18 protein-coding genes are annotated in these 18,810 nt (G+C 64.6%); 4 read left to right on the top strand and 14 right to left on the bottom strand.

Annotated features, from left to right (window positions below):
• Positions 1 to 90: 90 nt before the first annotated feature.
• Genes M9H71_RS13155 through coaD form a run of 4 tightly spaced genes read right to left on the bottom strand, consistent with a single transcriptional unit; the run spans position 91 to position 2,073 of the window.
• Positions 91 to 555 (bottom strand): peptidylprolyl isomerase, encoded by a 465-nt coding sequence (locus M9H71_RS13155; RefSeq protein ID WP_455405435.1) that lies wholly within the window; start codon positions 553 to 555, stop codon positions 91 to 93.
• Positions 531 to 974, bottom strand: coding sequence for a hypothetical protein (locus tag M9H71_RS13150; protein WP_455405434.1), 444 nt, complete (start codon positions 972 to 974; stop codon positions 531 to 533). Before M9H71_RS13150 ends, M9H71_RS13155 begins: the two co-directional genes overlap by 25 nt.
• An 8-nt stretch (positions 975 to 982) precedes the next feature.
• Positions 983 to 1,546: a peptidylprolyl isomerase gene (locus tag M9H71_RS13145; protein WP_455405433.1), complete on the bottom strand. Its 564-nt coding sequence runs from the start codon at positions 1,544 to 1,546 to the stop codon at positions 983 to 985.
• A gap of 26 nt (positions 1,547 to 1,572) precedes the next feature.
• Complete coding sequence (coaD, locus tag M9H71_RS13140) at positions 1,573 to 2,073, bottom strand: pantetheine-phosphate adenylyltransferase (protein ID WP_455405432.1); 501 nt, start codon at positions 2,071 to 2,073, stop codon at positions 1,573 to 1,575.
• Positions 2,074 to 2,410: 337 nt separating this feature from the next.
• Here coaD and M9H71_RS13135 point away from each other — a divergent pair, with 337 nt between their 5' ends.
• A complete protein-coding gene (locus M9H71_RS13135; RefSeq protein ID WP_455405431.1) occupies positions 2,411 to 2,668 on the top strand; it encodes a hypothetical protein in 258 nt (85 codons plus the stop codon).
• Positions 2,669 to 2,939: 271 nt separating this feature from the next.
• On the opposite strand, the gene M9H71_RS13130 is transcribed toward M9H71_RS13135, so the two are convergent.
• On the bottom strand, positions 2,940 to 3,143 hold the full coding sequence (locus tag M9H71_RS13130) for a hypothetical protein (protein WP_455405430.1): 204 nt from the start codon (positions 3,141 to 3,143) through the stop codon (positions 2,940 to 2,942).
• A gap of 33 nt (positions 3,144 to 3,176) precedes the next feature.
• Between M9H71_RS13130 and M9H71_RS13125 the strand changes: the two genes are divergently transcribed.
• Positions 3,177 to 3,323: a hypothetical protein gene (locus M9H71_RS13125; RefSeq protein ID WP_455405429.1), complete on the top strand. Its 147-nt coding sequence runs from the start codon at positions 3,177 to 3,179 to the stop codon at positions 3,321 to 3,323.
• Here M9H71_RS13125 and gyrA read toward each other — a convergent pair.
• The 9 genes from gyrA to dusB all read right to left on the bottom strand — a co-directional run bounded on the left by gyrA (position 3,320) and on the right by dusB (position 16,445).
• Positions 3,320 to 6,061 carry a DNA gyrase subunit A gene (gyrA, locus tag M9H71_RS13120; protein ID WP_455405428.1) on the bottom strand — a complete coding sequence of 914 codons (2,742 nt, stop codon included), beginning with the start codon at positions 6,059 to 6,061 and terminating at the stop codon, positions 3,320 to 3,322. The two genes, M9H71_RS13125 and gyrA, sit on opposite strands and share 4 nt — an antisense overlap.
• A gap of 202 nt (positions 6,062 to 6,263) precedes the next feature.
• A complete protein-coding gene (gene hflX, locus M9H71_RS13115) occupies positions 6,264 to 7,634 on the bottom strand; it encodes a GTPase HflX (protein WP_455405427.1) in 1,371 nt (456 codons plus the stop codon).
• An 11-nt stretch (positions 7,635 to 7,645) separates the two neighbouring features.
• A complete protein-coding gene (gene hfq / locus M9H71_RS13110) occupies positions 7,646 to 7,894 on the bottom strand; it encodes an RNA chaperone Hfq (RefSeq protein WP_011158147.1) in 249 nt (82 codons plus the stop codon).
• Positions 7,895 to 8,075: 181 nt separating this feature from the next.
• Positions 8,076 to 8,933, bottom strand: coding sequence for a D-amino-acid transaminase (locus M9H71_RS13105; protein WP_455405426.1), 858 nt, complete (start codon positions 8,931 to 8,933; stop codon positions 8,076 to 8,078).
• A gap of 42 nt (positions 8,934 to 8,975) precedes the next feature.
• Positions 8,976 to 10,343: a nitrogen assimilation response regulator NtrX gene (gene ntrX, locus M9H71_RS13100; protein ID WP_455405425.1), complete on the bottom strand. Its 1,368-nt coding sequence runs from the start codon at positions 10,341 to 10,343 to the stop codon at positions 8,976 to 8,978.
• A gap of 16 nt (positions 10,344 to 10,359) precedes the next feature.
• Positions 10,360 to 12,651, bottom strand: coding sequence for an ATP-binding protein (locus M9H71_RS13095; protein WP_455405424.1), 2,292 nt, complete (start codon positions 12,649 to 12,651; stop codon positions 10,360 to 10,362).
• Positions 12,652 to 12,822: 171 nt separating this feature from the next.
• Complete coding sequence (gene ntrC, locus M9H71_RS13090) at positions 12,823 to 14,265, bottom strand: nitrogen regulation protein NR(I) (RefSeq protein WP_455405423.1); 1,443 nt, start codon at positions 14,263 to 14,265, stop codon at positions 12,823 to 12,825.
• A 9-nt stretch (positions 14,266 to 14,274) separates the two neighbouring features.
• Positions 14,275 to 15,447 carry a two-component system sensor histidine kinase NtrB gene (locus M9H71_RS13085; protein WP_455405422.1) on the bottom strand — a complete coding sequence of 391 codons (1,173 nt, stop codon included), beginning with the start codon at positions 15,445 to 15,447 and terminating at the stop codon, positions 14,275 to 14,277.
• Positions 15,444 to 16,445 (bottom strand): tRNA dihydrouridine synthase DusB, encoded by a 1,002-nt coding sequence (gene dusB / locus M9H71_RS13080; protein WP_455405421.1) that lies wholly within the window; start codon positions 16,443 to 16,445, stop codon positions 15,444 to 15,446. Before dusB ends, M9H71_RS13085 begins: the two co-directional genes overlap by 4 nt.
• Positions 16,446 to 16,718: 273 nt before the next feature.
• On the opposite strand from dusB, the gene M9H71_RS13075 reads away from it, so the two are divergent.
• Complete coding sequence (locus M9H71_RS13075) at positions 16,719 to 17,915, top strand: bifunctional 2-C-methyl-D-erythritol 4-phosphate cytidylyltransferase/2-C-methyl-D-erythritol 2,4-cyclodiphosphate synthase (RefSeq protein ID WP_455405420.1); 1,197 nt, start codon at positions 16,719 to 16,721, stop codon at positions 17,913 to 17,915.
• A gap of 2 nt (positions 17,916 to 17,917) precedes the next feature.
• Complete coding sequence (locus M9H71_RS13070) at positions 17,918 to 18,538, top strand: CinA family protein (protein WP_455405419.1); 621 nt, start codon at positions 17,918 to 17,920, stop codon at positions 18,536 to 18,538.
• The last annotated feature ends 272 nt before the right edge of the window (positions 18,539 to 18,810 follow it).

Here is an 18,810-nt window from a genome sequence, read left to right as displayed (position 1 = left end):
GAGGGCTACGGCCCCGGAGGCGGGTCAAGGCCCGGGCATGACACCTTTTTGGTAGTGACGTCAGCCTTAGTTGGCTGACGCGAGCGCCGCTTAGGCCGCGTCGGCCGCGATGGTCGCCTTGACGATCTTGTCCGGATCCTTCACCGGCTCGCCGCGCTTGATCTTGTCGACGTTTTCCATGCCTTCGGTCACCTTGCCCCAGACGGTGTACTGCTTGTCGAGGAAGCGGGCATCGTCGAAGCAGATGAAGAACTGGCTGTCACCGGAGTCCGGGTTGGCAGCGCGGGCCATCGACGCGGTGCCGCGGACGTGCGGCTCGGCGTTGAACTCGGCCTTCAGCTTGGTTCCGGAGCCGCCCATGCCGGTGCCCTGCGGGCAGCCGGTCTGCGCCATGAAACCTTCGATTACGCGGTGGAACACGATGCCGTCGTAGAAGCCCTCGCGCACCAGTTCCTTGATCCGGGCGACGTGGTTCGGCGCCAGATCCGGGCGCATTTCGATCTTCACGGTGCCCTGGGTGGTTTCCAGGATCAGGATGTTGTCGTTGTCAGCCATGCTCTCTTCTCTGTTGGTTTGGGAATGAGTCTGCGATCGTCGAACCGCAGCGTGAATGGACGTCCGGCGACACCGCCCCCCATAGAGGGCGTGAACGGCAGCGGCGTGCATCGTTGCAACGCCTCCATCACCGCGACGCGATAGGCCAGGCTGTCGTCCCGGCCGGCCTCCGGGCTTTCAAAGGTGATCCGCGGCTTGCCGAGGATCACGCCGCCGCGCGTGAAGCTGACTCTCACCGTGATCTGCATTCCGGGATCACCGGCCTGCAGACGCGGCGGACGCCAACATTGCTTCAGCCCGGAAAACAATGCGTTGAGATTGTCGATCGGCGCGTTCTGCGCCAACGCGGGACGAACGGAGACACCGATCGCCCCAGCGACCAAGGCTACCGCGACTGCTCTGCGCCGGCGCGGCAGCACGCGGTTGCCTATTTGACGTCGGACGCAACCTGAACCTTAACCATCTTGTCCGGATCGGTGACGGCACCGCCGGGCGAAGCCGGAGAGGCCTTCTTCAGCTTGTCGACCACGTCCATGCCCGACACCACATTGCCGACCACGGTGTACTGGCCGTTCAGGCTCGGACCGTCGGCGAACATGATGAAGAACTGCGAATTGGCGCTATCGACGCTGTCGCCGCGCCGCGCCATGCCGACCACCCCACGGGTGAACGGCACGTTGGAAAACTCTTGCTTCAGGTTCGGATATTTCGATCCGCCGGTGCCGTTGAAATTCTGGCCGTCGCCGGTCTGCGCCATGAAGCCGCCGATCACGCGATGGAACGGCACGTTGTTGTAGAAGCCCTCGCGGGCGAGCTGCTTCAGCCGCTCGGCGTGCTTGGGCGCGATGTCGGCACGCAGCGCGATCACGATACGGCCCTTGGTGGTATCGATGACGAGCGCGTTCTGCTTGTCGAGATTGGCGGGAAGCGGCTGCGCCAGCGCCGGCAAAGCGAACAGCAGCGCAGCGAAGATGCCGATCAGACGGGTCATGAAAACTCCGGGTCTGTTGAGCCGGACTAGCCGGCAGCGAACTTGGATTGCAGGGCGGAGGCGACTTCGGCCGGCACGAAGGCCGAGACGTCGCCCCCCATCGCAGCGATCTGCCGCACTAGTGTGGCGGTGATCGGGCGCACGCCGACTGAAGCCGGCAAGAAGACGGTATGGATTGCCGGCGCCATGGTCTCGTTCATGCCGGCGATCTGCATTTCGTAATCGAGATCGGTGCCATCGCGGAGGCCGCGGATCATGAGGGTGGCTCCCACCTTTTCCGCCGCCGTCACGGTGAGGTTGTCGTAGGTGGTGCAGCCGAACTCGCAGCCTGCCGCCTTGGCGACCGGGCCGAACACCCGTTCGACCATCGCGAGGCGCTCCTCCGTGGTGAACAACGGCTTCTTGCCGGGATGAATGCCGATCGCCACGACGAGCTTGTCGCACAACGCCACGGCGTGGCGGACGACGTCGAGGTGGCCGTTGGTGACGGGGTCGAAAGAGCCCGGATAAAGCGCGATGCGTGACATCCGGCCCGTCTAGCGCGACGCGCCGAGCGGAGCAAGCGGCGCTGGTTCCTTCAAAACCGTGTCGAGCACAGGATTTATTTCGCGTTACGGATCGAACCGGACGGCCTGTTCGCGCGTCTTCTGAATAGTAACGCGAGGCAACTGAAAACACTCACGTTTTTACTGGATTGTTTCATGTGGCCGAAAGCCAGGAAACAAAACGCAGGCGTGAAGAAACCTGAATTACGCGGCGACGAAGACGTTCTGAAACCAGCGCTGGGTACACCAGCCTCATCGGGAAGCGACAAAGCAATCCAGGCCGAAACGGCCGGACATCGAGACGACAGGGGACACCGCCATGATCAAGGCTCTTTCGGTGATTGCGATCGCCGCCTTTGCGGCAGCGGCCGTCACTATTCTTCCGGGCTTCGCGCCGCAGGTCGAAGCCAGCGTGCCCCAGGCTCTGGCCAAGGGTGACCGGCTCGACATCCGCCCGCTCGGAACCGCCTGCTCGGAGCAGGCTTGGCCGAACTTCGAATCGTCCTGCCTGCGCAATGCCAATTCCAGCCGTGCGCCGATCGGTCAGGCGCGGTTGGTGACCGCGGAACGCAATTAAGGTTTTGGCGTTATCCCCACGCTAGGTTCAAGCAAAGCGCTTCCCTCCAAGGGCGCTCTGTACCGAAGACCCCCGAGTTGCCCCCTCGGGGGTCTTTCGATTCTCGGGCCAGCCATCGCGAGATCCTTTGGATCGCCATCACGGAACCGGTAACATGGTGATGTGATGCAATGGTCCGAACAAGTTCTCGATCGGCGAGCCGATGGCCGGCTGGTGCAGCTCGGCGTAACCCAGTTCGGATCCGGGCCGCCCCTGTTGCTGCTGCCCGCACTCAGCTCGATTTCAACCCGGAGCGAGATGCGCCCTCTTCAACAACGGCTGGGCGTTCGGTTTTCACAAGCGCCGCGTCACCGAGGCGCGCGGCGCGCGCTATGCGTCGTTCCGCTTCGTCACCGGCGAGCTCGCTCTGTTCACGACGCGCGACGAATACCTGGCCGCCGCACGCCGAGTACCAGGAAAGATCCTGCTGCTGCACGGCGAGTCTACCCCGCGCAAATCCAAGGCGGAGATGGCCACCCTCGCCGCGCAGATCAATGTCAGCGCGACAGTGCTGCCGCGAGGCAAGCTGTCATTCTACGAGGAATTTCCCGACGACACCGCGAAGGCGCTGCTGAGCGCCCTAGCCTCGCCTGACCGGGGCGGCAAAGCGGACTAACCGCCGTTGCCGTTCTCGCCTTCGTCGGTTTCTGGAATGCGCTCGACCGACACGACCTTCTCGTCGTCTGCGGTGTCGAACACGATCACGCCCTGGGTCGAACGACCAGCGACCCGGATGCCTTCGACCGGGCAACGGATGAGCTGACCATTGTCGGTCACCAGCATGATCTGGTCGGAATCCTCCACCGGGAACGACGCCACCAGCTTGCCATTACGGCCATTCACCGACATCGCGACGATGCCTTTGCCGCCGCGCCCGGTAGTGCGGTACTCGAACGACGAGGTCCGCTTGCCGTAGCCGTTCTCGGAGATCGTCAGCACGAACTGCTCCGACGCCGACATATCGGCGTAACGCTCCGGCGACAGCGCCGCTGAGGCGTCGCCCTCCTCGGCCTCGACCTCCGGCGCCTCGATCGGCTCGTTCTCTTCGCCGGTCGCGGCGCGGCGAATCGCACCGGACTGCTTCAGATAGGTCGAGCGCTCGGCGGGCGTCGCTTCGAAGTGACGCAAAATGCAGAGCGAGATCACCTTGTCGCCGGAAGACAACGCGATACCGCGTACGCCCATCGAGGTGCGACCGCTGAACACGCGGACGTCCGGCACCGGGAAACGGATGCACTGGCCGCCGGCGGCCGTCAGCAGCACGTCGTCGCGCTCGGTACAGATCTGCACGTCGACGATCGCCTCGCCGTCGTCGAGCTTCATCGCGATGATGCCGGAACGGCGCACGTCGACAAAGTCGGACAGCTTGTTGCGGCGGACGTTGCCGCCGGTGGTGGCGAACATCACGTCGAGCTCGCTCCAGGAGGCTTCGTCCTCAGGAAGCGGCATGATGGTGGTGATGCGCTCGCCCTGCTCCAGCGGCAGAATGTTGATCAGCGCCTTGCCGCGGCCGTTCGGCGGCGCCAGCGGCAACCGCCAGACCTTCTCCTTGTAGACTTGGCCGCGCGACGAGAAGAACAGCACCGGCGTATGAGTCGAGGCAACGAACAGCCGGCTGACGAAGTCCTCATCGCGGGTCGCCATGCCGGAGCGGCCCTTACCGCCGCGGCGCTGCGCCCGGTAGGTCGACAGCGGCACCCGCTTGATGTAGCCGGCGTGCGACACGGTCACCACCATGTCCTCGCGCTGGATCAGGTCTTCGTCTTCGACCTCACCTTCCTGCTCGACGATCACGGTCCGGCGCGGCGTCGCGAACTCGGCGCGGACCTCGCCGAGCTCGGTCTTGACGATCGTCTGCACCCGCGCGCGCGAGCGCAGGATTTCCAGATAGTCGGCGATCTCCACCGCGAGCTTGTCGAGCTCTTCGGAAATTTCTTCACGTCCCAGCGCGGTGAGGCGCTGCAGCCGCAGGTCCAGAATCGCCTTGGCCTGCTCGAACGACAGCCGCGCGGTGCCGTCCGGGTTGAGCTTGTGACGCGGATCGTCGATCAGCGTGATCATCGCCGCGACATCGGCCGCCGGCCAGTCGCGCGACATCAGGGTTTCACGCGCCGTGTTCGGGTCGGGCGAATTACGGATCACGCGAATGATCTCGTCGATATTCGCCACCGCGATCGCGAGGCCGACGAGGATATGGGCGCGGTCGCGTGCCTTGTTGAGCAGGAATTTGGTGCGGCGGGTGACGACCTGTTCGCGGAACGCGACGAAAACCGTCAGCAGATCCTTCAGATTCATCAACTGCGGCCGACCGCCGTCGAGCGCCACCATGTTGGCGCCGAAATTGGTCTGCAGCGGAGTGAACTTGTAGAGCTGATTGAGCACCACTTCCGGCACCGCGTCGCGGCGCAGCTCGATCACGACACGGAAGCCGTCACGATCGCTCTCGTCGCGCAGATCGCCGATGCCTTCAATCTTCTTTTCGCGTACCAGTTCGGCGATGCGCTCGACCATCGTCGCCTTGTTCACCTGATACGGAATCTCGGAGACGATGATCGCTTCGCGGTCCTTGCGGACGGTCTCGATCTCGACCTTGCCGCGCATCACGATCGAGCCGCGGCCGGTCTGATAAGCAGAGCGAATGCCCGATCGGCCGAGAATGATGCCGCCGGTCGGGAAGTCCGGACCCGGCACGATCTTGTTGAGATCGTCGATCGTCAGCGCCGGATCGTCGATCAGCGCGATACAAGCGTCGATCACCTCGCCGAGATTGTGCGGCGGGATATTGGTCGCCATGCCGACCGCGATGCCGCCAGCGCCATTGACGAGCAGGTTCGGGAACTTGGCAGGAAGAACCTGCGGCTCTCTTTCCGAGTTGTCGTAGTTCGGCTGGAAGTCGACGGTATCCTTGTCGATATCGTCGAGCAGCGTCTGCGCGATCTTGGTCAGACGCGATTCGGTGTACCGCATCGCCGCCGGCATATCGCCGTCGACCGAACCGAAATTACCCTGACCGTCGATCAGCGGCACCCGCATCGAGAAGTCTTGCGCCATGCGGACCAGCGCGTCGTACACCGACTGGTCGCCGTGCGGGTGATACTTACCGATGACGTCGCCGACGGTACGTGCCGACTTGCGATACGGTTTGTTCCACTCGAAGCCGTTCTCGTACATGCCGTAGAGGATGCGGCGATGCACCGGCTTCAACCCGTCGCGCGCATCCGGCAGCGCTCGCGCCACGATCACGCTCATCGCGTAATCGAGATAGCTGCGCTTCATCTCGTCGAGAATGGATACGGGGCGAATATCCGAGGGCGCCAGCGGCTCCCCGGGCTTCTCGTCGTCTTTGTCGGACAAGGGTGAATTCCGGTCAGAATCTGATCAGATTCGTATAGCGTATCGGGGTGTTGCAAACCACCCTTTCGAACGCCGTTTTCGAAGGTTTTTCCGCCCGTTTTTCCAAGGACTTACACGGAGTTTTCGGAGCGCCCGAAAAGCCTTCGCGCGCGGTGTCGAAATCGGTGCCGGCGGCGCTCTTTGCGAGCGCCGATTCGTCCACTCATTCCGGCCGCGGCACGGCGCCGAAACGCTCGATCACGACGTCTCGCTTGTTGTCCTCGACCCGCACCGTCATGTCGTAACGACCGTCGACGAGGTCTTTGGCCAGCACCTCGGCGTTACGATGCAACCAGCTCACACCGGCTCCATCGGCAGCGTCGATCGACAGATCGAGCACGGTACGGGTCGCCGCCAGACGCTGCTCTACCGCGAGCAGGAGCTCGTCGACTCCCTCGCCGCTCACCGCCGACACCAGCAGGCATGGATGCTCCGCCGGCCGGCGGGCCGCGATGTTTTTCAGCTCGTCACGCTGCTCGGGCTCGAATCGGTCGATCTTATTCCAGACCTCGACCACCCGCCCACTCGCAACGTCGACGCCAAGCTGGCGCAGCACGTTGTCGACGTCGTGCTGCTGGGCCTCCGCGTCCTCGTGGCTGATGTCGCGAACGTGCAGGATCAGATCGGCTTCCAGCACCTCTTCGAGCGTGGCGCGGAACGCGGCCACGAGTTGCGTCGGCAGATTGGAGATGAAGCCGACCGTGTCGGACAGCATCGCCTTGCCGCCGTGCGGAAGCTGAATCGCGCGCAACGTCGGATCGAGCGTCGCGAACAGCATATCGGCGGCCTGCACGTCGGCACGCGTCAGCCGGTTGAACAGCGTCGACTTGCCGGCGTTGGTGTAGCCGACCAGCGCAACCACGCGATAAGGAACGCGCTGACGGCCGGCGCGGTGCAGCCGGCGCGTCGCCTGCACCTTCTTCAGCTCGGCTTCCAGTTTGGTGATGCGTTCGCCGATCAGCCGGCGGTCGGCCTCGATCTGAGTTTCGCCCGGACCGCCCATGAAACCGAATCCGCCGCGCTGGCGTTCGAGATGGGTCCAGGAACGTACCAGTCGCGAACGCTGATAGTTGAGATGCGCCAGCTCGACTTGCAGCGTGCCTTCGCGCGTCTTGGCGCGGCGTCCAAAGATTTCCAGGATGAGGCCGGTGCGGTCGAGCACCTTGGCATTCCAGGCCTTCTCCAGGTTGCGCTGCTGGATCGGCGACAACGCGCAGTCCATCACCACCAGATCGGCGCCGTGTCCGGCAATCAGGGCGATGATCTCCTCGACCTTCCCCTTGCCGAGATAGGTCGCCGGACGAATCTGGCTGATCGGGGTGAGCACGGCCTCCACGACGTCGAGGTCGATAGCACGGGCCAGACCTGCGGCTTCGTCGAGCCGCGCGTCGCTGTCACGAACGGCCGTATCCGGCGCGTCCGGATCGCTCCGGCGCATGCGTAAGTAAGGACCGACGACGATGACTCGCCCGGTCTCCCCACCCTGCCCCGATCGCGGACGATCGACGCTCCCGTCAATGCTGCGCGGTTCCAATCAGGCCCGCCTCAAGCTGGCGAGTCCTCGCCGCTTTCGAACAACTGGATCGGCGCACCTGGCATGATCGTCGAGATCGCATGCTTGTAGACGAGCTGCGAATGACCGTCGCGCCGCAGCAAAAGGCAAAAATTATCGAACCAGGTGACAATACCCTGCAACTTCACCCCGTTGACCAAGAAGATCGTCAGGGGAGTCTTCGTCTTGCGTACGTGGTTGAGGAAAGTGTCTTGAAGGTTTTGTGCGCGGTCTGCCGCCATTTTTTATCCCGCAATTGGTTTTGTCTTTTCTTGCCGGTGCGCGTCTCTCTGTCGGAGTTTCGCCCCGGTTGCCGACTTCTCCGAGATCCCCCTCCGAAAGCCGACGATCCGATTAGAGGGTAGGCATGGCTTTTAAGCAAGCAACTAAAACCCGGAAGGAGTGCTCTCTGCGCCGCAAAGCTCAGGAAAACTCAGCAAAACGGTGAAACTGCTCTCTTAGACGTTTGACCAATGCGCCGGGCTTGCCGTCACCGATCGGTTGGCCGTCGATCGCCACAACGGGCATTACGATCTGACTGGACGCAGTGACGAACGCCTCCGTGGCACCGGCTGCTTCGGCAGGCGTAAACGGCCGCTCCTCGAAGCGAACCTGGAGCGCCTCGAAGGCATCGATCAGCACCGCTCTGGTCACGCCCGCAAGGATTCCGGCATCGGCCGAGCGGGTCACCACCCGCCCCTCCTTGGTGACGATCCAGGCATTGCTCGACGCGCCTTCGGTGACGAACCCGTCGCGATCCACGTACCACGCCTCATAGGCGCCAGCGTCGCGTGCCGCCTGTTTGGCGAGCACGTTCGGAAGCAGCGCCGTCGACTTGATATCGACCCGCGGCCAGCGGTTCTCCGGCAGCGTGATCACCTTGATTCCACGGGCCGCATTCGCCTGGCCCTTGGAGGGATCGAGACTGCGCGCGGTCACCACCACGGCCGGCTTCACCGGCGTGACTGGAAAGCCGTGATCGCGCCGCGCGACGCCGCGGGTGACCTGCAGATAGACGATGCCTTGATTCACCCGATTGCGCCGCACCACTTGGTGCATCACGACCGACAGAGCCGCCAGCGGCATCGGCTCGGTGATGCGTAACTCACGGAGCGAACGCTGCAGCCGCGCCAGGTGACGCGACATGTCGACCAGCTTGCCGCCGCGCACTTCGCACACCTCGTACACGCCATCGGCGAACTGATAGCCGCGATCCTCGATGTTGACCGATGCATCCCGCATATCGAGATAGCGGCCGTTGACATAGGCGATGCGCGACATCGATCCAGTCCAAGATGTTGAAGACGTGCGTGGAAAACCTGGCTAGCCGACGCCGAGCGCCTTGAGCTTGCGATGCAGCGCGGAGCGCTCCATGCCGACGAATTCGGCGGTGCGCGAGATGTTGCCGGAGAACCGGCTGATCTGCGCGATCAGATAGTCGCGCTCGAACGCTTCACGGGCCTCGCGCAGCGGCAGGCCCATGATGTGCTCGCCGTTGTTGCCGGTCGGCATCGTCGGTACCATCGAGCCGACGTCTTGCGGCAGCATGTCGGCGGTGATCACAGCATCAGGACCGCCGCCTGCGAGGATCATCAGGCGCTCGACATTGTTGCGAAGCTGCCGAACGTTGCCGGGCCAGACGTGCGACTGCAGCACCGCCATCGCGTCCTGGCCGATCTGCCGACGCGGCAGGCCCGTCGCCGCCGAGATCTGCTCCATGAAGTACTCGATCAGTTCCGGAATGTCGTCGCGGCGCTCCGACAGCGGCGGAACGCGGATCGGCACGACCGACAGCCGGTGATACAGATCCTCACGGAACCGCCCGACCGCGATCTCCTCTTCGAGGTTGCGCGCGGTCGAGGAGATAATCCGGACGTCGACATTGACCCTGGTGGTGCCGCCGCAGCGCTGGAAGGTCTGCTCGACCAGCACGCGCAGAATCTTGTTCTGGGTCTCGCGCGGCATGTCGGCGATTTCGTCGATGAACAGCGTGCCGCCGTGGGCCTCTTCGAGCGCACCGGCTTTGCGCGAATGCTCGCCGTTGGCTTCGACGCCGAACAGTTCGATTTCCATCTTTTCAGGCGTGATCGCTGCGGCGTTGATCACCACGAACGGCCCGTCGGCACGCGAGGATGAATTGTGCAGCGTCCGCGCCGCGAGCTCTTTGCCGGCGCCGGACGGCCCGACGATCAGGATGCGGCTGTTGGCCTTGGCGGCGCGGTCGATGGTCTGGCGGAGCTGATTGATGCAGGCGGAGCGGCCGACCAGCGTCGATGCAGACGGCGCAAGTTGCTTGAGCTCGCGCACCTCGCGCTTGAGCCGCGACGTTTCCAGCGCGCGCGTCGCCACCAGAATCAGCCGGTCGGATTTGAACGGCTTCTCGATGAAGTCGTAAGCGCCGCGCTTGATCGCCGCCACCGCGGTTTCGATGTTGCCGTGGCCGGAGATCATCACCACCGGCACGTCGGTGTGGTCCTTCTTGATCTGCTCCAGCAATTGCAGACCGTCCAGCTTGCTGCCCTGCAGCCAGATGTCGAGGAAAACCAGATTGGGCCGCCGGTTGGCGATCTCGGCCAGCGCCGAATCGCTGTCACGCGCCGTGCGGGTGGAAAAGCCTTCATCTTCGAGAATACCAGCAACGAGATCGCGGATATCCGCTTCATCGTCGACGATCAGAATGTCATTCGCCATGGTCGCGCCTGTCGCTTTAGCTGCCGCTGGCAGCCGCTATCCTTGGTTCGTTCTCGGCCTGCTGTTTTGGTTCACCCGATCCGGGAGGCGATGCCGGCTGACCGGACATCGAGAATCGGAGGCGCATCCATGCACCGCGCTGGCCAGGACGAACGTGGGATGCGTCATTGAGTTCAATTCCGCCACCGTGATCGACCAGCACCCGTCCGACGATCGCCAGACCAAGGCCGGTGCCTTTCTCACGCGTGGTGACGTAGGGTTCGAGCAGGCGCGAGCGGCTTTCTTTCGGTAGACCGATGCCGTTGTCGATCACGTCGATCACGACATCGTCGCCTTCGCGCGCCGCTACCACTTCGATCTTGCCCTTGCCGAGCTCCTCCTCCGGCACTGCCTCGATCGCTTCGGTGGCGTTCTTGATGATGTTGGTCAGAGCCTGCGAGATCAGGCGGCGATCGAACCGTGCATGCAGCGGCTCGTCCTTGATCTCGGCCTCGATGTCGACGTCTGGGTGACCGACCCGCATCAGGAACACGACCTGGCGCACCGTGTCGCCGACGTCCTCGCCTTCGATCACCGGCTTCGGCATCCGTGCAAAGCGCGAGAATTCATCGACCATGCGGCGGATGTCGTCCACCTGGCGCACGATCGTATCGGTGCACTGCTCGAAGATGCTCTTGTCGTCGACGATCACCTTGCCGAATTTGCGCTTGATCCGCTCTGCGGAGAGCTGAATCGGCGTAAGCGGATTCTTGATCTCGTGCGCGATCCGGCGCGCGACGTCGCCCCAGGCCGAGGTGCGCTGCGCCGACACCAGCTCGGTGATGTCGTCGAGGGTGATGATGTAGCTGTCGCTGGTGTGGCCGGTCTGTTCGGCGGTGACGCGAACGTTGAGGATACGCTCGCGGCCGTCACGGGTGATGGTGATCTGGCCCTGCACCAGCCGTTGCGCTCCTTCGCGCGCGCTCGCCATCATCTCGTCGAGCTCGGGGATGACTTCGGACAGCGGGTGACCGAGCGCCTCGGCCTCGGCATGACCGATCAGCTTTTCGGCCGAGCGGTTGAGGATGCCGATGCTGAGCGAGCCGTCGACGCCGATGATGCCGGCGCTGGCCGACGACAGCACCGCCTCGATGAATCGGCGGCGGCTGTCGATCAGTTCGCTGGCACTGACCAGTTCGTCGCGCTGGGTGCGCAGCTCCTGGGTCATCTTGTTGAAGGTCATACCGAGCTGCGACAGGTCGCCCTCGGATTTCGACACCGGCACCTGAACGTGCAGGTCGCCGGTCGAAACCAGATGCGCCGCGCCCATCAAGCGGCGAATCGGCGCCACCAGCCAGTTGGCGAAGTTCAAGCCGATCAGCACCGCCGACATCAGCACGGTGAGCGCGATCACCGTGAACATCAGCGCGAACGCGACTTGGACGCCGAGTCGCCGGGCTTCGAGTTCGGAATATTCGGCGACACTGGCCTGAGTCTGGCGCAACTGGGCGACGACATGCGGATCGAGGAAACGCGCGACGTACAGGAAGGTGTCTTCGAAGCCCTTCAACCGGATCACGGCTGCGACGTAGTTGGCCTCGATGAACACCGCGATCTGCGGTTCGGTGTCGTCGACGTTCTTCAGAAACTCCGGTGCCGGAACGTCGAAGTCGCGGCGAATGCCGTTCTGTGCCGCTTCCAGGATGTGGCGATCTTTGTCGATCAGCATCGCGCCCGGCAGATTGCGGGTCGCGGCGTCGTTGGTCAGGAATTCGCGGAAGGATTTGCGGTCGAGGTCGAACAGGGCCCGGGCGTGCGAGATGTCGTTGGCCATGCCGAGGATGTCACCGCGGATGAGCTGGCCGTGCTCGTGCAGATAGGCGTTGGCGACGATCAGCGAGTTCTGGATCACCGCCCGGGTCGGGCCAGAGAATAGCCGGTCGAGACCGCGGTCAAGGGTGACATTGGCGACGATCGAGACCAGCACCGCCGGCAGCACCGCGATCACCGAGAACAGGCTGACGATCTGGATGTGCAGGCGTGACGCCGCCCGCCCCCGCCGGCGAGCCTGGACAACTTTCCAGACCTCGCGCGCAATGATCGCGACCAGCAGCAGAATGGTGGCGCCGTTGATCAGCAGGAAGGTGACGACGACCTCGCGGCTGGGCGAGATCGGCGTCAGGCCGGTCAGAACGATGAAGGTCAGGAAGGCCGACAGCAGCGCCACGCCAACGGCGATCGGCGCCAGCAGCTTACGCCAAGTGCGCATCCGCGGCTCCGCGATCGACGGGTCGTCAACGGGTTGGGTCGACGTCTCTGCGCTGCTCATTCCGGCAATAATCAATGAATGCGGGCGGCAACCGCCGGGGGCGGCGGACCATGTGATGCATTCCTACAACAATGTTGCTCAATTGCGACAATATCGGGGCGCAGCGCCCGAGCAACCTCGGGCGTGTCCGCAGTCCACGTCGGAAACGCCGAAAACCCTTGTCGCCCCGTCTCAGCCGCCGGTGCGATAGACTTGGATGTCGAGGTCGCGGATCTTCTTGCGCAAGGTATTTCGGTTGAGACCGAGCAGATCGGCCGCGCGGATCTGATTGCCGCGAGTCGCAGCCAGGGCGGCCGTGAGCAGCGGCACCTCGATCTCGCGCAGCACCCGGTGGTAGAGGCCGGGCGGCGGCACGCCATTCGGGAAGCCCGAAAAGTGCGACGACAGATACATTTCGACCGCACCGCCGAGATTGTCGACGGTCTGCGGCGCGCTGCCGCCCGCCACGACCGGCGGCGGCGCCAATTCCCCGTCGATCACCGAGGAGGTAATCACCTCCTGCGGGTACAGCGCGGCCAGCCGCCGGGCCAGATTCTCCAGTTCGCGGACGTTGCCCGGCCAGCGGTGCTGCTTCAGCCGCTCGAGCGCGGCGGCGTCGAGCTTCTTGGCCGGCAGGCCGTCCTTTTCGGCGAGGGCGAAGAAGTGCCGCACCAGATCCGGCAGATCCTCGATGTGCTCACGCAGCGGCGGTAGCCGCAACGGCACGACGTTGAGGCGGAAGAACAGGTCTTCGCGGAACAGGCCCTGCTGGATCAGGACACGCAGATCCTTGTTCGAGGCCGCGACGATGCGGACGTCGGTCTTGATCGGAGTGCGGCCGCCGACGGTGGTGTACTCGCCCTGCTGCAGCACCCGCAGCAGCCGGGTCTGGGCTTCCATCGGCATGTCGCCGATTTCGTCGAGAAACAGCGTGCCGCCCTCGGCCTGTTCGAACCGGCCGGAGGCCCGCGTGTTGGCGCCGGTGAACGCGCCGCGCTCGTGGCCGAACAACTCCGATTCGATCAGGTCACGCGGGATCGCCGCCATGTTGACGGCCACGAACGGACCGTTGCGGCGCTTGCCGTAATCGTGCAGCGCCCGCGACACCAGTTCCTTGCCGGTGCCGGACTCGCCGGTGATCATCACCGTCAGATCGGTCTGCATCAGCCGGGCCAGCACCCGGTAGATTTCCTGCATCGCCGGCGATCGGCCGACCAGCGGAATCGAATCGAATTCGCCATCGTCGTTGGCGCTCGAGATGCGTTCCTTCGGCTCCGCCAGCGCGCGGCCGACGATCGCGATCAGCTCCTTCAGATCGAACGGCTTCGGCAGATACTCGTAGGCGCCCTTCTCGGACGCGCGGATCGCGGTCATGAAGGTGTTCTGCGCGCTCATCACGATGACCGGCAGGTTCGGCCGCAGCTTCTTGATCCGCGGCAACAGGTCGAACGCGTTCTCGTCCGGCATCACCACGTCGGTGATCACCAGATCGCCCTCGCCCTGACTCACCCAGCGCCACAGCGTCGCGGCGTTGCCGGTCAGCCGCACCTCGTAGCCGGCGCGCGACAGCGCCTGATTGAGCACCGTGCGGATCGCGGTGTCGTCATCCGCGACGAGAATACTACCTGCTGGCATTGGGAGTCCTCATCTTGCAGTCTGTGAGGCATCGGACGACGCCGGCGCGTCCTCGCCGTTCGGGGATTGAAGGGCCTTGGCGGTGTTGAACATCGGCATCAGCACCCGGAAGGTCGTTTTGCGCGGCTGGGATTCGCATTCGATGATCCCGCCGTGATCGCCGACGATCTTCGCGACCAGCGCCAGGCCGAGGCCGGACCCCGACGGCTTGGTGGTGACGAACGGATCGAACAGGTTCGGCAGCAAATCCTCGGGCACGCCCGGACCGTTGTCTCGGACGCAGAATTCGAGTGGCAGCGACACCCGCGTCTTCTTGCCCGGCACCGACAGCCGCACCCCCGGACGGAATGCGGTGGTCAGTTGGATTTCAGCGTCGGAGCCGAGGTCGACCACGGCCTCGGCGGCATTCTTCACCAGATTGAGGAACACCTGGATCAGTTGATCCTGATTGGCGAGCACCGGCGGCAGCGACGGGTCGTAGTCCTCGATGAACCTGATGTTGCGAGCAAAGCCAGACTGCGCCAGCCGCTTCACATGATCGAGCACCGAATGAATATTGACCGGTCCGCGCGCCACCGGGCGGTCGTCGCCGAACACTTCCATCCGGTCGACCAGCGTGACGATGCGGTCGGCTTCGTCGCAGATCAGCCGGGTGAGCATGCGATCCTCGGCGGAGGCCTGCTGTTCGAGCAGTTGCGCTGCGCCACGAATGCCGGACAGCGGATTCTTGATCTCGTGTGCCAGCATCGCGGCCAGCGCGATCACCGAGCGCGCCGCGCTGCGGTGAGTGAGCTGTCGGTCCATCTTGTCGGCGATGGTGCGCTCCTGCAGCATCACCACAATGTGGCCGGGCCGCTCGTTCAGCGGCGCAACGTGCAGATCGACCTGACGGTCGGCGCCGATCCGCGGCGTGCCGAGATCGACCTTGTATTCGTTGACGGGCGAATTTCCCACCCGGACCTGTTCGATTAGCGCCAATAGCGGACTGCCGAACGGCACAAGATCGGTCAGCGACTGCCGTCGAAGCAATTGCGTCGAAATCTCGAAGAACGACTCCGCCGCCATGTTCGCATCGATGATCTTGCCGTCGGGACCGACCAGCAGCACCGGATTCGGCAGCGCGTTGAGAATTGCATCGCTGTCGGTCGGCTGCGCCCGGCGCGGTTCGACGATGGCGTTCATGCGGCGGCCCTCCAGGCGAAATCATCGTAGGCAGCGGCGAGCGCACCGTGCACGCGGGCCGGATTCTCTTCGGTCAGAATGGCGGCGCGCCAGCTCTTGAGCACCTCCGGTGCGGCGCCGGCGGTCAAAGCGGCGACCTCGAGCGACCAACCGAGATGCTTGCGCGCGTGACGCAGCCCGATCTTGACGCCGTACAGCGCCAGGATGTCATCGTAGAGCGTGTGCAAGTAATCGCGCTGCACAGCGAGCGGCGGCTCGGCTTCGGCCTGCCCGGTGGTGAGTTGCCGGCCGACCTGCCCTGGCAGCCACGGGCGCCCTTGCGCGCCGCGCCCGATCATCACCGCATCGGCACCAGAGCGCTTCAGCGCTTCAACCGCGGTGGCGTGGCAAGTGATGTCGCCGTTCACGACCAACGGAATCGAGATCGCGTCTCGAACGGCGCGCACCGCGTCCCAATCGGCTTCGCCCTTGTAGAATTGCTGCCTCGTCCGGCCGTGCACGGTCACGAGCTGCACCCCGGCGTCCTGCGCACGCCGCGCCAATTCCGGCGCGTTGCGCGAGCGATCGTCCCAGCCGAGCCGCATCTTCAGCGTCACCGGCACCCGTACCGCGCCGATCGTCGCCTCGATCAGCGTCAGCGCATGATCGAGATCGCGCATCAACGCCGAGCCGGATAGACCGCCGGTGACGTGCCGCGCCGGGCAGCCCATGTTGATGTCGATGATGTCGGCGCCGCCGGCTTCTGCGATCCGGGCGCCCTCGGCCATCCAGCGCGCCTCGCAGCCTGCGAGCTGCACAACGTGCGGCCCCTGCCCGACCTTGTCGCAGCGACGCACCGACATCCGACGACCGGCCACCAGATCTTCGCTGGCAGTCATCTCCGATACCACCAGCCCGGCACCCAGCTCCGCGACTTGCCGACGGAACGGCGCATCGGTAATGCCTGTCATCGGCGCCAGAAACACCGGGTCAGGCACCGCAATATTGCCAATCCTCAAAGGCGGCGAACCTGTTACAGTCGGGCGCGTCACAAGTTGCTCATTCTATAGCCAGCGCAGTTGCAGGCTGGGCCTCGCTCAATGTTTGAGCATTGTAGATGATTGCCTACAGTTTAGCCAATCATATCTGACATGCAAGTGCATTGCAGCAATTGTCCCCGGGCCCTCACGGCTGCGGCGATGGAATCATGCTGCTTTCCTGGCCTGGCGTGGTAAGGGCTGAGAGCTGGCGCGACCAGCGCAGGCTATCCCAATTCCGTATCAATTGATCCGATGCCGAACTCACCACGTACTGCTGCCATCATCGTCGCCGCCGGTCGCGGTCTGCGCGCCGGCGCGGGCGGCCCCAAGCAATACCGCACCCTTGCCGGCCGGCCCGTGATCGCCCGGGCGATGGAGCCGTTCTGCGCCCATCCGGGGGTAATGGCGGTGCAGCCGGTAACGAATCCGGACGACACCGAGATGTTCAATACCGCCGTAGCGGGCCTGAACTTCCGCCCGGCCGTCGGTGGCGGCGCGACTCGGCAGGCCTCGGTGCGCGCCGGCCTGGAGGCGTTGGCCGAAATGAAGCCGGACATCGTACTGATCCACGACGCGGCGCGCTGCTTCGTCACTCCGGCGCTGATCTCGCGCGCGATTACCGCCGCCGGCGCCACCGGCGCCGCGCTGCCGGTCGTCGCAGTGACTGACACGATCAAGCAGGTCGACGGCAGTGGCGCGGTCGACGCGACGCCGGACCGGGCGGCCTTGCGAATCGCTCAGACTCCGCAGGCGTTCCGCTTCGATGTCATCCTCGACGCACACCGCCGCGCCGCCCGTGACGGCCGGGACGATTTCACCGACGACGCCGCGATCGCCGAGTGGGCGGGATTGACGGTGTCGACCTTCGAGGGCGATGCTAACAACATGAAGATGACCACCCCGGAAGATTTCGCGCGCGAGGAAAGCCGGCTGATGGCCACGCTCGGCGACATCCGCACCGGCACCGGCTACGACGTCCACGCTTTCGGCGAAGGCGACCACGTCTGGTTGTGCGGGCTGAAGGTGCCGCACAGCCGTGGCTTCCTGGCGCATTCCGACGGCGACGTCGGCCTGCACGCGCTGGTCGATGCGATCCTCGGCGCGCTGGCGGACGGCGATATCGGCTCCCACTTCCCGCCGACCGACCCGCAGTGGAAGGGCGCGGCATCCGACAAATTCCTCAAATACGCGATCGACCGCGTCACCGCGCGCGGCGGCCGCATCGCCAATCTCGAAGTGACGATGATCTGCGAGCGGCCGAAGATCGGCCCGCTGCGCGACGCGATGCGTCAGCGCATCGCCGAGATCACCGGCGTACCGGTGTCACGCGTCGCGGTGAAGGCCACCACCAGCGAGAAGCTCGGCTTCACCGGCCGCGAGGAAGGCATCGCGGCGACCGCATCCGCAACCATCCGGCTTCCCTGGGGCGCCGACGGGCTGGCCGGCTGACGATGAGCAGCAACGACGCCCGCGCCCTCGCCCGCTCGTTGCTCGACCTCTGCCGCTCGCGCAAGCTGATGATCGCGACCGCCGAGTCCTGCACCGGCGGTCTGGTCGCCGGCGCGCTGACCGACATCCCCGGCTCGTCCGACGTCATCGACCGCGGCTTCGTGACCTATTCCAACGCCGCCAAGCACGATCTGCTCGGCGTCGAGAACGCCACGCTCAACACCTTCGGCGCCGTCAGCAAGGAAACCGCGATCGCCATGGCGGTCGGCGCGCTGGAGAACGCCGACGTCGATCTCGCGGTGTCGATCACTGGGATCGCCGGTCCCGGTGGCGCAACGCCCGGCAAGCCGGTCGGCCTGGTGCACTTCGCCGTGGCGGCGCGCGACGGGCGGATCTCGCATCGCGAGCAGCGTTTCGGCGCGATCGGCCGCAGCAACGTCCGCCAACGCTCCGTGGTGGAAGCGCTGCGGATGCTGTTGGAATTGGCCCGCGGCCCGAAGCCGCCAGCCAAGGCCAAACGCGAAGTCGCCACCGGCGTCCACAAACGCGTCGCCCGCTCCCCCCGCCGCGTCGCCGCCAAACGCCCGCAGCCGAAGCGGCCGGTGAAGCCGAAGAAGACTTAACGCGTTGAGACTACACGAGGCGACTGTCATATCTCCATAGCCGTCACCCTCCGCGAAAGCGGAGGGCCCAGTATCCCAGAGCGCTCGTGATCTGCGGAAGCGCTCTGGAATACTTGGTCGCCCGGACAAGCCGGGCGATGACGCTAGAGTGTGTTGATATTCAGTCGTCCGTGAAGTTTGCTGAACTGGATTGATTTAGGGGTGTCGGGCGGCTTCGAGTCGGAGTGACAGCATCATCAGCAGGGCACGCAAAAGCCGTTTGAACCAGCGCA

Source organism: Rhodopseudomonas parapalustris, assembly GCF_053772255.1.
Note: the sequence above shows the minus strand (reverse complement) of the source record. Positions and strands in the feature narration are given on the sequence as shown.

Bases quoted from the DNA above. Each gene is read 5' to 3' on its own strand.
- M9H71_RS13155 (WP_455405435.1), bottom strand. From the start codon at position 555: ATGGCTGACAACGACAACATCCTGATCCTGGAAACCACCCAGGGCACC.
- M9H71_RS13145 (WP_455405433.1), bottom strand. From the start codon at position 1,546: ATGACCCGTCTGATCGGCATCTTCGCTGCGCTGCTGTTCGCTTTGCCG.
- coaD (WP_455405432.1), bottom strand. From the start codon at position 2,073: ATGTCACGCATCGCGCTTTATCCGGGCTCTTTCGACCCCGTCACCAAC.
- M9H71_RS13135 (WP_455405431.1), top strand. From the start codon at position 2,411: ATGATCAAGGCTCTTTCGGTGATTGCGATCGCCGCCTTTGCGGCAGCG.
- M9H71_RS13125 (WP_455405429.1), top strand. From the start codon at position 3,177: ATGGCCACCCTCGCCGCGCAGATCAATGTCAGCGCGACAGTGCTGCCG.
- hfq (WP_011158147.1), bottom strand. From the start codon at position 7,894: ATGGCGGCAGACCGCGCACAAAACCTTCAAGACACTTTCCTCAACCAC.
- M9H71_RS13105 (WP_455405426.1), bottom strand. From the start codon at position 8,933: ATGTCGCGCATCGCCTATGTCAACGGCCGCTATCTCGATATGCGGGAT.
- ntrX (WP_455405425.1), bottom strand. From the start codon at position 10,343: ATGGCGAATGACATTCTGATCGTCGACGATGAAGCGGATATCCGCGAT.
- M9H71_RS13095 (WP_455405424.1), bottom strand. From the start codon at position 12,651: ATGAGCAGCGCAGAGACGTCGACCCAACCCGTTGACGACCCGTCGATC.
- ntrC (WP_455405423.1), bottom strand. From the start codon at position 14,265: ATGCCAGCAGGTAGTATTCTCGTCGCGGATGACGACACCGCGATCCGC.
- M9H71_RS13085 (WP_455405422.1), bottom strand. From the start codon at position 15,447: ATGAACGCCATCGTCGAACCGCGCCGGGCGCAGCCGACCGACAGCGAT.
- M9H71_RS13075 (WP_455405420.1), top strand. From the start codon at position 16,719: ATGCCGAACTCACCACGTACTGCTGCCATCATCGTCGCCGCCGGTCGC.
- M9H71_RS13070 (WP_455405419.1), top strand. From the start codon at position 17,918: ATGAGCAGCAACGACGCCCGCGCCCTCGCCCGCTCGTTGCTCGACCTC.